Here is a 14,668-nt window from a genome sequence, read left to right as displayed (position 1 = left end):
TTTGATGCAACGCTAGTGGGAATTTCCACTCCGTTTTGACCAAATCGGCGAAAATCGCAAAAAATTCCTGCACTTTTGCAGGATTTATGGTCAGAGTCGCCGATTCGAACCACAAATCCTGCACTTTTGCAGGATTTGTGCTATTTTGCGCCAAGGCGGTCCGCCGGAAGGCTTGTTGCTCTATGGATTGACGAACGAGTTAACAGACGATAGGACCGGCCGCAGCGGTCAACAGATCGGTATCAAGCGATCGCAAACTATAAATCCCTATAGCCACAAAAAAGCCGCCTTCCGTAGAAAGCGGCTTTCGAACGAACGGAGTCGGTCCGTTTGCCTGTTCCTCCGACCCACGTCCAAGCATCGCCAAGCATTTCCAGCAGCGTACAAAGCCAAGTTGCATCGCATGCATCAGGTCCTATCGGCGTGAGGCCAAACAAATCATCGCAATCAGCGCAAAGCAAAGCAGCGTGCATCAACGCCAGCTGCATGCATCAGGTCCTATCAGCGCGAGGCCAAGCAAATCATCGCAATCAGTGCAAAGCAAAGCAGCGTGCATCAACGCCAGCTGCATGCATCAGGTCCTATCAGCGCGAGGCCAAGCAAATCATCGCAATCAGCGCAAAGCAAAGCAGCGTGCATCAACGCCAGCTGCATGCATCAGGTCCTATCGGCGCGAGGCCAAGCAAATCATCGCAATCAGTGCAAAGCAAAGCTGCGTGCATCAACGCCAGCTGCATGCATCAGGTCCTATCAGCGCGAGGCCAAGCAAATCATCGCAATCAGCGCGCAAAGCAGCTTCAATCGCCCCCAATCGAGCTATGCCGTCTTGCGCACCTCCAGCCGCCTGGTAAGCAGCGACAGCCCGTAATTGGCGGCAAAATACAAAACCGCGACGAGCAGCAGGATCGGAAAGACGACTTCCGGCCCCTGCCCCATAACAATGTTGGCGTGATGCATCAGCTCGCCCAGCGAAATGATGACCGTCAGCGACGTATCCTTCAAGAGCGATATGAACTGGCTGACGATCGGCGGCACCATCCGCCTAAGCCCAATCGGCAGGACGATGTGCCGCAGCGTCTGCATATAGCTCAGTCCCGACGAACGGGCCGCTTCCACCAGCCCTTTCTCCACCGACTGCAAGCCGCTCCGCACCACCTCGGCGATCATCGCGGCCTCGAATACCGTCAGTCCCAGCACCGCCGCCCCGAACATATTCGTCTGAATGCCGAGCTCGGGCAAGCCGAATCTGGCGAAGAAGATGAGCAGCAGCAGCGGCAGGTTGCGCGCCGTCTCGACGACGATGCCGACGACCGGCGACAGCACGGGAATGCGCGCATAACGCAGCACCCCGAGCAAGCAGCCGATGACGAAGCTGAGCACGATCGCGACGAACGCGAGCCATAGCGTCAATCCGAAGCCTTCCAGCAAAAACTTCAAATTATCCGGCGAATACGCCTTCCCGAAATCCATCGCCGCCCCTCCCTACCCGCTTCTCGCCAACCGCCGCTCCAGCGCGCGCGAAGCGAAGCTGAGCGGAATGGTCAGAAAAAGATAGAATATGGCGACGAATGCGTACGTGCTGACCGTATCGTAGGTCTCGGCATTGACGAGATCGCCGAAATACATCAGATCGAGCCCGGCGATGACGCCGAGAATGGACGAGTTTTTGACGAGATTGAGAAACTGGTTGCAGATCGGCGGAATGACGATCTTGATCGCCTGCGGCAGCACCACGTAGCGCATCGTTTGGGTATAGGTGAGTCCCGACGAGCGGGCGGCCTCGGTCTGTCCGCCGGGCACCGACAGAATGCCGGCGCGGATCGCCTCCGCGATATACGCCGACGTGTAGACCATCAGCCCGAGCGTCCCGGAGATGAATTCGTTCGGCACGATGCCAAGCGCCGGCAGTCCGAAATAGAACGAGTAGACGACCAGCAGCAGCGGTATGTTGCGAAAAAACTCGACGTATGCCGCGCCCGCCCAGTTCAGCGGCCGGACCGGCGCGATGCGCATGACGGCTACAAGCGTGCCGAGCGCGAAGCTGCCGGCCAGGGCGAGCAGACTGGCCGCTATCGTATTGCGAATGCCTTCGAAATACAAGTCCCAATAGTTGATCAAAACGGTTATATTGATCATCTGCGCCCCTCCCCGATTTAAAGCGGCTTATTCGGCGGGCGGCTTCTCCCCGATCCATTTTTCATAGATAGCGTCATACTCCCCGTTCGACTTCAGTTCGGACAGAATGTCGTTGACTGCTTGCACGAGCTCGGTTTCCCCTTTCTTAATGGCGATGCCGTAGGGCTCGTCGGTGAAAATGTCGCCGACCACCTCGTAATTGCTGTCCTGCTGAGCCATCCCGTACAAAATCGCATTGTCGGTCGTCAGCACCTCGCCCTGGCCGGCGCGCAGCGCCGTGAACGCTTCCTGGTAATTTTCGTACTGCTTGACGCGCAAGCCTTCCACGCGGTCCTCGATGTTCTTGATCGAAGTCGCGCCCTTCACGCCCAGCACCTGCGTATCCTTCGTCACGTCGGCGATGCTGCGGATCGGGCTGCCCTTCTTCACCAGCAGCGACTGTCCCGCATTGAAGTAAACGTCCGAGAAGTCGACCTCCTTCTTCCGCTCCTCGGTAATCGTCATCGTCGCGATGATCATATCGATCTCGCCGTTGTTAAGCATCGGGATGCGCGTCTTCGACGTCACTTCCTTCAGTTCCACATTGGCCTCGTCGCCGGTCAGCTTCTTGGCGATCGCCTTGGCGATGTCGACATCGAACCCTTCCACTTCGCCCGTGCCGGGGTCCTTCAGACCGAACAGCTTCGTGTCGAACTTGACGCCGACAACGACCTTGCCCCGTTCCTTGATCGCTTCGAGAGCGTTCGCGCCCGCTTCCGTCTGTCCGCCGCCTTCGCCGCCATTCGCACTGCCGTCCCCGCCGGCGTCGGCGTCGCCGCCCGGATTATTCGAGGCGCCGCAGCCCGCGGCGGCAAGCATGACCAGCAGCGCGGCCAGCACCAGCAGCGGCAGTCGTTTCATTCTGTTCAATACGATCCCCTCTTTTCATTCAGAATGATTAATCATGAATGATTAATGATGGAGAAGGCGGCTCAGAAACAGTCGGGCGCGCTCTTCGCGCGGATGGGCGAAAAATTCCGCCGGCGGCGCGTCTTCGACGATGCGGCCGTCGTCCATGAACAAGATGCGGTCTCCCACCTCGCGGGCGAAGCCCATTTCATGCGTCACGACGATCATCGTCATCCCTTCGCGGGCCACTGTCCGCATCACGTCCAGCACTTCGCCGATCATTTCCGGATCGAGCGCCGACGTCGGCTCGTCGAACAGCATCATTTCCGGCTTCATCGCGAGCGCGCGGGCAATGGCGACGCGCTGCTGCTGGCCGCCCGACAATTGGGACGGATAAGCGTCCGCCTTATCGGCAATGCCGACTTTCTCCAGAAAATACATGGCGGTTTCTTTCGCTTCTTTCGGTCGAACGCCGCGAACCCTGATCGGAGCAAGCGTGATGTTGTCCAGCACCGTCTTGTGCGGATAAAGGTTGAAATGCTGGAACACCATGCCGATTTCGCTCCGCAGCTTGTTGATATCGGTCTTGGCGTCGTTTACCCGCTTGCCGCCGACGGTCAGCTCTCCGTCCGTTATTTTTTCCAGACCGTTGACGCAGCGAAGCAGCGTGCTTTTGCCGGAACCGGACGGCCCGATCACGACGGCTACTTCCCCTTTGGCGATGTCCAAATCGATATCCTTCAACACATGAAAACGCCCGAAATGCTTATTCACCTTCCGGAATGCGATCATGGATTCCCTCCCTTCCCTCCTCTATATATTAATGAGGTTGATAATTCATTATATGGAACATAGTTGCGGTTAATTATCAACCTTGCTACAACGGTTCTGCAAATCTACCTAAATCACCAAAAAATAAAAAAAGCCGCCCCAAGCTTGCGCCTGAGACAGCTCTAACTCTGATGCTTATTCGCCGATCGAAACGACAAACCCGTCGTAAGCGCAAATGGCGCCGGCGCGTTTGACGCTCTCGGCGATTTCTTCATGGGGGCCGACCCCTTGATGGGAGAAATGAGTCGCGATGACGACCGTCCGGCCGTCGATCGCCCCGATCCCGCGCAGCCGGTTCAGCATAAGCCGGAAATCCCCTTCATTCAGATGCTCCCGGCCGGACGGATGCTTCCAGATCGTTCCTTCCATTACGACACCGTCGAAACGGGTCCCCTCCAGCTCTTTCCATACATGCTCCTCGTACAAACCGCTGTCGGATGCGTACAGAAGCATCGACTTCCCGTCCCCGATCACATAGTTCATCGCATCTCCGACCCGCAAATGATGGCAGGCTTCGATCGCGCGGATGGTGTACGCCCCGGCTTGCCTCGACCTGCCCGGAACGATCGTCGTCCGGCGGATATCCGCCTGCTTGTCGGCGCCGCCGCGCCCGTCCCACCTCATCCAGACGGAAGGTCCGGCGATCATCGCCATCTCGGGAAGCTCGGTCGCCAGACGGAACGGCTTCGTCCGCAGCAGCAAATTGTTCGGATCGAAATGATCCATATGGCTGTGCGTCACGAGCAGCGTCTTTACGCCGCACAACGACAGTCCGAGCTGAGCGCAGGAAGCGAACAGATCCGGTCCCAGGTCGATCAGCAGGTCATCGTTAACCAGAACGCTTTGGCGTTTCCGGACGTTACGGCCGCCGTTCGCCCTGGCATGGTCGCATGTCGCGCAATCGCAGAACGGGGAAGGGATGCCTTCGGCCGCTCCGGTTCCCAAAAAAGTCAGCTTCATGAACCGCATCACTCTTTTCGTTTTAAATTAGGGTGTCATCGGAGCTTGCTCCGCGACCGATGTGAAGCGGAAGTTGTCGAAATAAAGCGTTTGGGGCAGCGCGCTCCGCCACATCCAAATTTCAATCCCTTTGATCTGCGTCAAGTCCAGATTGACCTGCCGCAGCGGGATCCGGATCGTCTTGCCGTGGCCGGAACGCACGATCTGAATGAACGAATCGTCCGTCTTGCCGTTCAGCCCATGAAATTTCACATAGAACTGGGCGGTGCCTCCCGGATTGAACACATCGAACTCCAGCGTTTCGAATTTCGACCAGTCGGCGCTGCGGAACCCTTTGCCCGCCTCGAACAGACGGAAATTCGGGAAGTTGACGTTTGCGGAGAAGTCCGCTTTCATCGCGTAATGGCCCTCTGTCGCATGCTCGGCGGACAGGCTCAGGCCGACCGTGGAAGAGGTGAACCGGTTGATCGCCGCAGCCGTTTCCGCATCGTTCAGCCCGATCACATACGGCGCGACGCGCTCGCGGACGGCAAGCTTGCGGTGGATCGCCTCGGACGCGCCGTCCCGGTTTACGATGATGTCGACATCGTGCAAGCCGGGCGCAAGCTCCAAACGCACCGTATATTTGTCATACGCCGGACCTTGTTCGGCCAACTCGGCCGGACGGCCGTTCACCGTCACCTCCGCTCCTTTGGCGGCGTACACCGCAACGTCCCGGACTCCCGCCGCAGGCGAATCGACCGTGACGAGCGCCGGCACCGCTTGCGGCGCGACGATTTCCCGCGCGATTTCGCCGCGGACTTCCAGCACATTCGCGGGCTCTTCGGCAAACGACCTTACATTTTCGTAGAGCCGATCGTAAAAAGGCCGGATCGCGGCCCGGTACGGGAAATCGTCCTCGATGCCAAGCTCGGCAGCCGTACGGCGCAGCCGCTGCTCGTACTGCCACAAATATTCGTAGTCTTCCATGCTCTCCCGCAGCACTTCCAGACGGATCGTCCCGACCGGGCCGTCGATGCCGATTTCCGTGCCGGGGTAGAACAGGTAGCCGTCGCCGTTGGCTCCCGGGAACGCGAGCGGGTCCTTCCATACGTCCCGGCTCACATACTTCTTCTGCCCCGAATCGTACTTCTGAAACTGGGTCGTCGCCCAATACAACGTCCCTTCAACGCCGTAATCGCGCTGCATCCAGGCCAGCAGCCGCGTGCCGACGAGATCGTCGTCCGTATGGTAGGACGGGAACGGATGCTTCGGGAAGACGCTCGTATACCACCATACGCTTTCGCCTGCAGCCTGCCGTTCCTCGGCGAATCCGGCATCGAACTTGTCGATTTCGGGCGTCCAAATATCGACATGTCCAAGCAGCTCTTCCAGCGGCTGAATCGTCACCAGATGCGGGACGTCCGGGGCCGCCTGCTGCAGCGCTTCATTGATGGCCTTCACCCTGTCGTAATGGTTCGAAGCGCCGGGATGCGGGACGGGTTCGTCGATTTCGCTGACATAGAAGTACGCTTTGTCGAGCAGCCCCCGCTCCCTCAGCTTGTCGACGAGCAGCTTGATCCGTTCGGTATCCGGTTCGCCCTGCGCATCCTTGTAATAGGGCAGGCGGTATGCCGACACCCGCGGATCGTTCACGAACTTCGGGGCGCGTTCCACATATTCGTCGATATCGGTGTCGGGAATCGGCAAATATCCCGGCGTCAGGCGATGCTCGACCGAAGCCCAATAATACTTCTCGATATACCGCCAGGCTTCCTCTCCCTGAACATTGCCGTGCGCCTCCTGAATCGGCCCGCCCCAGATGCCGAAGGCCGTCTTGGCGTGACTTTCATCGGTCAGCTCGAAATCCCATACCGTCAATTCGACCGGGATGCGGACCGGCTTCCCCGTTTCGTGCAGCGTAATTTGGCCCGTATAGACGCCGGCCGGCTGTCCCTTCGGCACGTAGATTTTGACCCAGATGCCCTGATTATAGCCGGTCTCCACCTCCAGCTTGCCGTCCAGCGGAATGAGGGCGTCCGGATACCAGCCTTTCGGATAAGCGGGCGTCGTCGACGTCGTCACTTCGATATAATGCTGCTTGAACAGCTCGATATGCTCCGCGCCGATTTTGGCGGGGCCGTCCGTCTGCTTCAGATCGCCGACCGATACTTGCAGCTTGCGCAGCGGCGCACCGGCCGCCTTGACGATCACCTGGCCGGCTTCATATTCGTTGCGGGCCGCTCCCAGCTTCATCGCTTTGCCGGCTTCCGCGGGAAACGGCTCGTCCCGCATCACCTTGTCCGTATTCGTCGGTACCCATACTTCGAACGGCGCTTCTTCATTCCCGGCATGGACGGAAGGCATAAGCAAGCCCGGCAACAGCGCAGCGGCCAAAACGGCGATCGCCGCTTTGCGTAATCGAAACAAATGAAACAAATCAATTCCCTCCCCATGACTTGCTTAATATATATGATTGCGGCCCCCCGGGACGGTTTCCGGCACCCCGGGGAAACCGCTCATGCGCCGGCCGGCGAATCAGTTTTTATACCGTTCGTAAGCCGCCTTGTAGATTTCCAAATATTGATCCAGCCCCATTTTTTCGATCGTGCTCACATATTTGTCCCATTCGGAAAACGGAATGTCGCCGAATATAAACTTCGCCGTCATTTCGTCCACATATTTGTTGATGTCCGTGTGAAGCGGCGTAAACCGGCCGAGTTCCTCCTGCGTGTACGTGAACGCCGGCCATACTTCCTCCGGCCATTGCGCTTCGACTTTGGCCGCCGCTTCCATGCTCTCCGGCGTCGCTTCCCCGCCTTTAAACGTGTTCGCGGTCAGCATGGCGGGGTAGTAACCGCCCGCCCAGGAGACAAACTTCGACGGATCTTGTTGGTACGCTTCCGTATATTCGAGCGTGCCGTCCGGTTTTTCGATATAGCTCAAATCTTTAACGCCCATGAAGAACAGCTTGCTGCCTTCCTCGCTGTAGAAGTAATCGATCCAGCGCACCGTCGCTTCCGGATGCTCGTTCTTGTCGGTGATGACGAAAGCGCCGGCATCGATAAGCGGGGAACGGGCCCGCGAAAAAATCCGGTCGCCGTGCGGTCCGATCAGCGTCGGCGCGCCGACGAAATTTTGAATGTTGACCCCGCTGATGGCATGCGGACTGTTCGTTTCCGATGCGCCGACCAGCCCCTGATCCATCAGGGCGTTCACTTCCGGGCCTTGAATCGTCATGATGTTGTCGACGAACAGCCCTTCCGTGTGGAGCTTGTTCATATACTCCAGCACTTCCTTGTAGCGCGGATCGGTCGGAATGAAACGCAGCTCGTTCGTTTGCGGGTCGATGTCCACCCGGGGATGCACATTGCCGCGGTTGCCCAGCCCCCAAGCCCCTTTCAGCTCGTCCAGCAGAGAGCCGTAGTTGCTTGCCGCGTACGGAATTTCGTCCGCTTTCCCGTTTTTGTTCGGATCCCCCGTTTTGACCGCTTTCAAATACTCGTAAAATTCATCGGTCGTCTCCGGCTCTTTCAGGCCGAGCGCATCCAGGAAGCTTTTGTTATACCACAGCTTCGTTCCGATCAGCACCGATTTGAACGACGGATCGTAAAACGTCGGGAACGAATAAATGTTGCCGTCCGGCATCGTCAGCCCTTTTTTCACTTCCGGGTATTGCTCGAGCATTTTTTTGAAATTGGGAGCGTACTTGTCGATCAGGTCGTTGAGCGGAATGAACGTTCCCTGCGTCCCGTAATTCATCAGATCGATCGTCGACAGCCGCGCGGTGTGGAAGGCGTCGGGATAGTCGCCGCCCGACAGCACCAGGTTGCGCTTCTCGGCCAGGCTTTCGGCGGGCGTCAGCTGAAAATCGACCTCGATGTTCGTCATCTTCGCGTACTCCTGCCAAACGGGCAAACTGTTCCAGTCGGCGGGAGCCGAAGCCGCCTTGCCGGCAAAAAACGTCAGCTTGATCGGTTCCTCCACGATCGGGAATCCTTCCGTCTTGACCGCCGGCTCGCTACCGGCTTCCGTCCCGCCGTCCTTCCCGCCTTCCGCAGAAGGCGCGGGCTCGTTGTCGCCCCCGCATGCCGAGAGGAGCGCGATCGTCATCGCGCACACGAGCATGAGCAGAGCCATTCTCCTCTTCTTCATGAAACCGAAACCCTCCCTGAATAAGTTCTATTTGTGAAACAAGGGACCGTTGGCGATTACCCCTTGATTGCACCGACCATAAAGCCTTTCGTAAAATACTTCTGCAAAAACGGATACAGCATCAGGATAGGCAAATTGGCGACGATTACGATGGCGTATTTGATCGCTTCCGTCTCCATCAGATGGTTTTGCACGGACAGATCCATACTGCCCGCCATGTTGTCGACCTCCGATTTGATGAGGATTTCCCTCAGAAACAGCTGAAGCGGATATTTGTCCCGGTCGTTCAGGTAGATCAGACCGTTGAAATAAGCGTTCCAGTGGCCGACGCCGTAAAACAGGATCATAACCGCGATGACAGGCATCGAGAGCGGAATGACGATTTTCCATAATGTCTGCAGGTTGGAGCACCCGTCGATCGACGCGGACTCCTGAATTTCGTTCGGGATGCTGGTTTGGAAGAAGGTTCGCATGATGATGATGTTCCACACCGAGACCGCGCCCGGAATGATAAGCGCCCACATCGTATTGATCATGCCGAGGTTTTTGACGAGCAAGTAAGTCGGGATGAGGCCGCCGCTGAAAAACATCGTGAAGACGATATAGGCGGTCATGACATGGCGCCCCGAAAAATCTTTGCGGGATAACGGGTAAGCAGCCATGATCGTCATGACGAGATTCAGAAATGTGCCGACGAGCGTATACACGATCGTGTTGATGTACCCGGTCCATATTTCCGGATTGGAAAAAATGCGCTCGTAGCCGATGAAGGACAAGTCTTTCGGAAACAGCCACATTTCGCCTTTGGACACCGACAGCGGATCGCTGATCGAAGCGCTGACGACGAAGACGAGCGGGTACAGCACGGCCAAAAGGATGAGTGTGAGCAAGATGTAGATGGCTGCGCCCACGATCCGGTCCGCAATCGTTTCTTTCACCGCAATCCCCCCTTACCACAAACTGGTCTCGTTTACTTTTTTGGCGATCCGGTTGACCGCGACGAGAAGGATGATATTGATCACGGAATTGAAAAGGCCGACAGACGCCGCAAAGCTGTATTGCGCGCCGATAATCCCTTGCTGGTACACGTAAGTGGAGATGACGTCCGAGCTTTCGATGTTCAAATTGTTCTGCATCAAATAAATTTTCTCGAAGCCGACGCTCATGATGTGGCCGACGTTCAGAATGAGCAGAATGACGACGGTCGGCATGATGCCCGGCAAATTAATGTGCCATATGCGCCGGAGCCTGCTCGCCCCGTCCACTCTGGCCGCTTCGTGCAAAGACGGGTCGATGGCCGCGAGCGCCGCCAGGTAAATGATCGAGTTCCAGCCCATTCCTTGCCAGACGCCGGAGAAGACGTAGATCGTTTTGAACCATTCCGGTTCGGTCATGAACGAGATCGGCGTTCCTCCGAACAAGACGATGAGATGGTTAACGATGCCGTTCTGCGGCGACAAAAACAGAAAGATCAGCCCGACCATGACGACCGTGGACAAAAAATGCGGCGCGTATGTAACGGTCTGCACGAAACGCTTGAAACGGCCGTTGCCTACTTCGTTGAGCAGCAGCGCAAGAATGAGCGGAATCGGAAACCCGACAGCGAGCTGATACAGGCTGATGCCCAGCGTGTTCCAGATCAGGCGTTCGAAATAGTAGCTGTTGAAGAAGCGTTCGAAATGATCGAACCCGATCCATTCACTGCCCCATATGCCTTTGGCCGCGATAAAGTTTTTGAAGGCGATTTGAACCCCGTACATCGGGATGTAGTCGAAGACGAAAAAGTAGACGATAACGGGCGTAATCAGCAAATATAAGTCCCAATTTTTCCGCAGCGACTTTTGAAACGTCCGCAGTTTCGCCGGACGCGTCTTTCCGGATCTCGGATGCGAAACGGCCGTGTTGTTCACGCCATGCCCCCCTCCCTTTGCTTTGACCGATGGCCGCTTACGCTTATGACAAGCGGGCCAGCGGCGCTCCGTCTTCGGTCATCCACGGCTGCCGTTCCTTGACCCGAACGACGGCTCCGCCCGATCTCATCGACTCGGTGGCGGCGCAGCCGACCGCCACGCTCATGCGGCCCGCAAGCGGCTGGGCGACCGGCTCTTTGCCGTCCAGCAGCATGGCGATGAAATCGTCGCATATTTTTTGATCCGCCCCGTTATGCGAGCCTTCGGCCTTTTTGATGTCGTACACAACGTCGGACAGTTCCCGCCACGTATTCGTTTTCCGGTTTTTCACGATGACCTTGTTGTCCGTCTCGTTATTTTCGATTCTGCCTTCCGTGCCGATAATCGTATAATTCCGTTCGTAATCCGGCGTGAAATGGCACTGCATATAGGAAGCTTTGATGCCGCCTTCAAGCTCCATCAGCACCATACTGTTGTCTTCCACGTCGATCTCCTCGCGAAATGCGCACTGCACCAGCGGGCCGAAGCGCGCTTCCGGACAGCTTTCACGTTCGGGACATTCCGGGCAGATCAAGTCGTTCGGCTTGCTCCCGCCGAAATAGTCGACGCCGCCGAACGCGACAACCTTTTCCGTATACCGGCCGGCGAGCCAATGAATCATGTCGATATCGTGCGAAGCTTTTTGCAGCAGCAGCGAAGTCGTGTTTCTCGAGCTGCCGTGCCAGCTATGGTAATAGTAATCGCTTCCAAGACCGACAAAGTGGCGCACCCAGACCGCTTTCACCTCGCCGATGGCGCCGGAATCGATAATTTCCTTCATCGTCCGGTACATGTTCATGTAGCGCATGTTGAAGCCGATCATGAAATGCTTGCCGGAAGCTCTCCACGCCTCCAAAATCCGGTCGCATTCCTCCACCGTAATGCCGAGCGGCTTCTCGCAATAGACATGCTTCCCCGCCCGAAGCGCCGCAACCGCGTGCTCGGCATGGCAGTAATCGGGCGTCATGATCGCGACCGCGTCGATATCCTGCCGTTCCAGCAGCGCCCGGTAATCGTTCATGACGTCGGCGTCGGGGTTCACTCTTTGCCGAAACTTGTCCCATCGCGCCGGATCGATATCCGCCCCGGCGACGACAACCGACCTCCCTTCCGGCCGATGCCAGTAATGGGCAACTCCGGATCGCCAGCCCAGGCCGATCACGCCGATACGAATTTTCTTCATTTCCCTTCCCCTTTTCTGTCGATTTTTTGGGCCCAAAAAATCGTTTTTTTGTCCAACTATCAAAAAAAATATGAATCCGGCAGCGATTTTCTCTCTTATTTTCGGATATAATCGGAAGACTGCCGGATGAGCAGCCGGTACGGAAGCAGCATCCTGAACGGCAGCGGATGATGTCCCTCGATCTGGTCGACAAGCACTTTGGCCGCCATCATGCCGATTTCGCTCTTCGGAATGTGAACCGTGGAGAGCGGCGGCGAGGTGTACTGCGACACTTCGATATTGTCGAGTCCGACAAAAGCGATGTCCTGCGGAATGCGAAGTCCCCGTTCCGCCACGGCCCGCATCGCCGAGATCGCCATCATGTCGCTGGCGGCGAATATGGCCGTCGGGATCCGGATTCCGTTCGTATCCAGCAATTCGGACATGCGGGAATACGTGACGTCGACGTCCCAGCCCGAATTGATGATCCATTGCGGATCGGCTTCGAGCCCCGCTTCCTGCAGGGCGGCCCGGTAGCCGCGGTAACGTTTTTCCCGTTCGATGTCTCCGGTAAGCCCGGTCCCGCCGATAAAACCGATTTGCCGATGCCCCTGTTCGATCAGATGGGCGACCGCCGACTTCGCTGCTTGCACCCGGTCGTAGGAAATGACCGGAACAGTAGGATCGGCAATGTCGATGCCGACGACCGCGGGGACGATTTTTTTGATATATTCGTAAATATCGGGGCGTATCCCTTCGACGATAATGCACCCGTCCAGCTTGTGCTCCTGCACCAGCCGGCGTATCGCTTTCTCTCCCTCGATCTCCTTCATCGTAATGACGTAAGCAAGGGAACAGCCGAGCTCGGAAAGCTTCTTTTCGATCCCTTCCAGTATCGGAGAAAAATAGGGATGATTATATTTGTTTTGGGGCACGGATACGATACAGCCGATCTGCCTCCCGCCTGCTGCGGCGCCAGGCTTTGCCGCGCTCCCGGGGGAAGGCTTTGCCTCTTCATCCGAAACATACCTCAGCTCTTTGGCGGCTTTCCATATTTTCGTTCTCGTTTCGGGACTGATGTGACGGCTCATATCGTTGTTCAAGACGCGGGATACTGTCGAGATGGAGAAACCGACTTTCTGAGCAATATCTTTCAGCGTTGGCATTTTATACAATTCACCTTCGTCCATTAGTCATAACGTTGCCGGGGAACGCTCCCCTGCCATTCGAGTCGTCTTGCGCAAATTCGAGCAGCGTTTGGCTACATTTCGGGCAGAATTTGGGTAAATTTTGGGCTATTTTTGGGCCAAATATTTACCCAAATATTAGCATCCATTGGCCCCAAAGTCAAAGGTTTTCTTGTATAACATTTCCGCCGGGCATCGGCCGCGCGCCATTACTATTTCGGCGGTCAACCGGTCGTTTCCGGCGGGTGGGTTTATATCGGAGAGATTCGCCGCCAGTACAGCGATTTATATTTAAGGAATGAACGGAAAAGGGGGAACCTCGATGAGAGCCGACCGGCTGCTGACGATATTGCTGCTGCTGCAAAACAACGGGAAGCTGACGTCCCGGGAGCTTGCGGATAAGCTGGAAGTGTCGGAAAGGACGATTTTTCGGGATATGGAAGCTTTAAGCGCCGCCGGCATTCCAGTGTTCGCGGAACGGGGGTCCGGCGGAGGATGGCGGTTGTCGGAAGGCTACCGGACCCATCTGACCGGCATGAAATCGAAAGAGATTTTATCGCTTCTCCTTACCAATCCGACCGGTCTTCTGGATGATTTGGGCATACGCGGCGATTTCGAGACGGCGTTCCAGAAGCTGCTTGCGGCAGCGCCCGAAACGGTTAAGCGGAACACCGATTTCGTGCTGCAGCGCATTCATATTGACGGGGCGGGCTGGCATCAAACCGGCGGCGAATCGTTCGATTATCTTCCCATTGTGCAGGAGGCGGTCTGGAACGAACGCAAATTGCTTATCCGCTACCGGCGGGAAGGGAACGAACCGGCCGAACGGCTCGTCCATCCGCTCGGTTTGGTCGCCAAACGAAACGTCTGGTACATGGTCGCCGAGGTCGATGGACATTTGCGAACGTACCGGATTTCCCGTCTGCTTGATGCCCGCCTGCTGGACGAAACGTTCGAAATGCCGGACGGCTTTCAGCTGGCGCAATATTGGGAGCAGTCCATGGCGGAGTTCAAATCGTCCTTGCCGCGCTATCCGGCAACCGTAATCCTCAAGGAGGAGCTGCTGTCCCGGCTTTCCCGGGAGCGTTATGTTCAAATTGGAGCCACCTTTCCGGCGAGGGACGGCTGGCTCGAGGCCGAACTCGTATTCGAAACGCTGGATTCGGCATCTGAAATCGTTCTATCCTTCGGTGCGCAGCTGAAGGTAAAGGAACCGGCGGAGCTTCGGGACCGGGTAAAAGCCGAAGCCCGCGCCATTGTCGAGCTCTATGACGCAGCAGACAGCGGCAAGTGAAGAATGGGGGGCTCTGCCCGCCAGCTGTATCCGGTTCGGCCGATTGGAGCGGCCTTTCGGCTTCATTTACGATTTTATGCCAGTGCCGCGCGGGTATAAGGCACGGGCTTGCCGTTTCGGACAGCGA

12 protein-coding genes are annotated in these 14,668 nt (G+C 56.9%); 1 reads left to right on the top strand and 11 read right to left on the bottom strand.

Annotated features, from left to right (window positions below; translation table 11 throughout):
• Positions 1-816 precede the first annotated feature (816 nt).
• The 11 genes from ABEV74_RS05275 to ABEV74_RS05225 form a co-directional block, all read right to left on the bottom strand.
• Entirely contained in the window at positions 817-1,470 is a 654-nt protein-coding gene (locus ABEV74_RS05275) for an amino acid ABC transporter permease (protein ID WP_430144011.1), read from the bottom strand.
• Positions 1,471-1,482: 12 nt separating this feature from the next.
• Entirely contained in the window at positions 1,483-2,136 is a 654-nt protein-coding gene (locus ABEV74_RS05270) for an amino acid ABC transporter permease (protein ID WP_213531060.1), read from the bottom strand.
• A 27-nt stretch (positions 2,137-2,163) separates the two neighbouring features.
• Positions 2,164-3,036 (bottom strand): transporter substrate-binding domain-containing protein, encoded by an 873-nt coding sequence (locus tag ABEV74_RS05265; protein WP_430144017.1) that lies wholly within the window; start codon positions 3,034-3,036, stop codon positions 2,164-2,166.
• A gap of 51 nt (positions 3,037-3,087) precedes the next feature.
• The gene (locus tag ABEV74_RS05260; protein WP_062490845.1) at positions 3,088-3,816 is read right to left on the bottom strand and encodes an amino acid ABC transporter ATP-binding protein; all 729 of its coding nucleotides are present in this window, start codon (positions 3,814-3,816) and stop codon (positions 3,088-3,090) included.
• Between the two features lie 174 nt (positions 3,817-3,990).
• Positions 3,991-4,815, bottom strand: coding sequence for an MBL fold metallo-hydrolase (locus tag ABEV74_RS05255; RefSeq protein WP_430144008.1), 825 nt, complete (start codon positions 4,813-4,815; stop codon positions 3,991-3,993).
• A gap of 27 nt (positions 4,816-4,842) precedes the next feature.
• Positions 4,843-7,233, bottom strand: coding sequence for a DUF4091 domain-containing protein (locus tag ABEV74_RS05250; protein WP_430144005.1), 2,391 nt, complete (start codon positions 7,231-7,233; stop codon positions 4,843-4,845).
• Positions 7,234-7,332: 99 nt separating this feature from the next.
• A complete protein-coding gene (locus tag ABEV74_RS05245; RefSeq protein ID WP_430144003.1) occupies positions 7,333-8,949 on the bottom strand; it encodes an extracellular solute-binding protein in 1,617 nt (538 codons plus the stop codon).
• Positions 8,950-9,005: 56 nt separating this feature from the next.
• Positions 9,006-9,887, bottom strand: coding sequence for a carbohydrate ABC transporter permease (locus tag ABEV74_RS05240; RefSeq protein WP_430144000.1), 882 nt, complete (start codon positions 9,885-9,887; stop codon positions 9,006-9,008).
• A 12-nt stretch (positions 9,888-9,899) separates the two neighbouring features.
• Entirely contained in the window at positions 9,900-10,805 is a 906-nt protein-coding gene (locus ABEV74_RS05235) for an ABC transporter permease (protein ID WP_244863771.1), read from the bottom strand.
• Positions 10,806-10,902: 97 nt separating this feature from the next.
• A complete protein-coding gene (locus ABEV74_RS05230) occupies positions 10,903-12,081 on the bottom strand; it encodes a Gfo/Idh/MocA family protein (protein ID WP_430143997.1) in 1,179 nt (392 codons plus the stop codon).
• 95 nt (positions 12,082-12,176) lie between these two features.
• On the bottom strand, positions 12,177-13,226 hold the full coding sequence (locus ABEV74_RS05225) for a LacI family DNA-binding transcriptional regulator (protein WP_430143994.1): 1,050 nt from the start codon (positions 13,224-13,226) through the stop codon (positions 12,177-12,179).
• A gap of 343 nt (positions 13,227-13,569) precedes the next feature.
• On the opposite strand from ABEV74_RS05225, the gene ABEV74_RS05220 reads away from it, so the two are divergent.
• Positions 13,570-14,541, top strand: a complete 972-nt coding sequence (locus ABEV74_RS05220; RefSeq protein ID WP_430143991.1) for a helix-turn-helix transcriptional regulator — start codon at positions 13,570-13,572, stop codon at positions 14,539-14,541.
• Positions 14,542-14,668 lie beyond the last annotated feature (127 nt).

The sequence above is a fragment of the Paenibacillus cisolokensis genome, assembly GCF_050481165.1.
In the GTDB taxonomy this organism is placed as follows: Bacteria; Bacillota; Bacilli; order Paenibacillales; family Paenibacillaceae; genus Paenibacillus_AH; species Paenibacillus_AH cisolokensis.
This window is presented reverse-complemented; position numbering and strand designations above follow the sequence as displayed.

What these genes read in the sequence shown, in the direction of transcription:
- ABEV74_RS05275 (WP_430144011.1), bottom strand. Translation starts at nt 1,470, where the DNA reads ATGGATTTCGGGAAGGCGTATTCGCCGGATAATTTGAAGTTTTTGCTG.
- ABEV74_RS05220 (WP_430143991.1), top strand. Translation starts at nt 13,570, where the DNA reads ATGAGAGCCGACCGGCTGCTGACGATATTGCTGCTGCTGCAAAACAAC.
- ABEV74_RS05225 (WP_430143994.1), bottom strand. Translation starts at nt 13,226, where the DNA reads ATGCCAACGCTGAAAGATATTGCTCAGAAAGTCGGTTTCTCCATCTCG.
- ABEV74_RS05260 (WP_062490845.1), bottom strand. Translation starts at nt 3,816, where the DNA reads ATGATCGCATTCCGGAAGGTGAATAAGCATTTCGGGCGTTTTCATGTG.
- ABEV74_RS05230 (WP_430143997.1), bottom strand. Translation starts at nt 12,081, where the DNA reads ATGAAGAAAATTCGTATCGGCGTGATCGGCCTGGGCTGGCGATCCGGA.
- ABEV74_RS05245 (WP_430144003.1), bottom strand. Translation starts at nt 8,949, where the DNA reads ATGAAGAAGAGGAGAATGGCTCTGCTCATGCTCGTGTGCGCGATGACG.
- ABEV74_RS05270 (WP_213531060.1), bottom strand. Translation starts at nt 2,136, where the DNA reads ATGATCAATATAACCGTTTTGATCAACTATTGGGACTTGTATTTCGAA.
- ABEV74_RS05265 (WP_430144017.1), bottom strand. Translation starts at nt 3,036, where the DNA reads ATGAAACGACTGCCGCTGCTGGTGCTGGCCGCGCTGCTGGTCATGCTT.
- ABEV74_RS05255 (WP_430144008.1), bottom strand. Translation starts at nt 4,815, where the DNA reads ATGAAGCTGACTTTTTTGGGAACCGGAGCGGCCGAAGGCATCCCTTCC.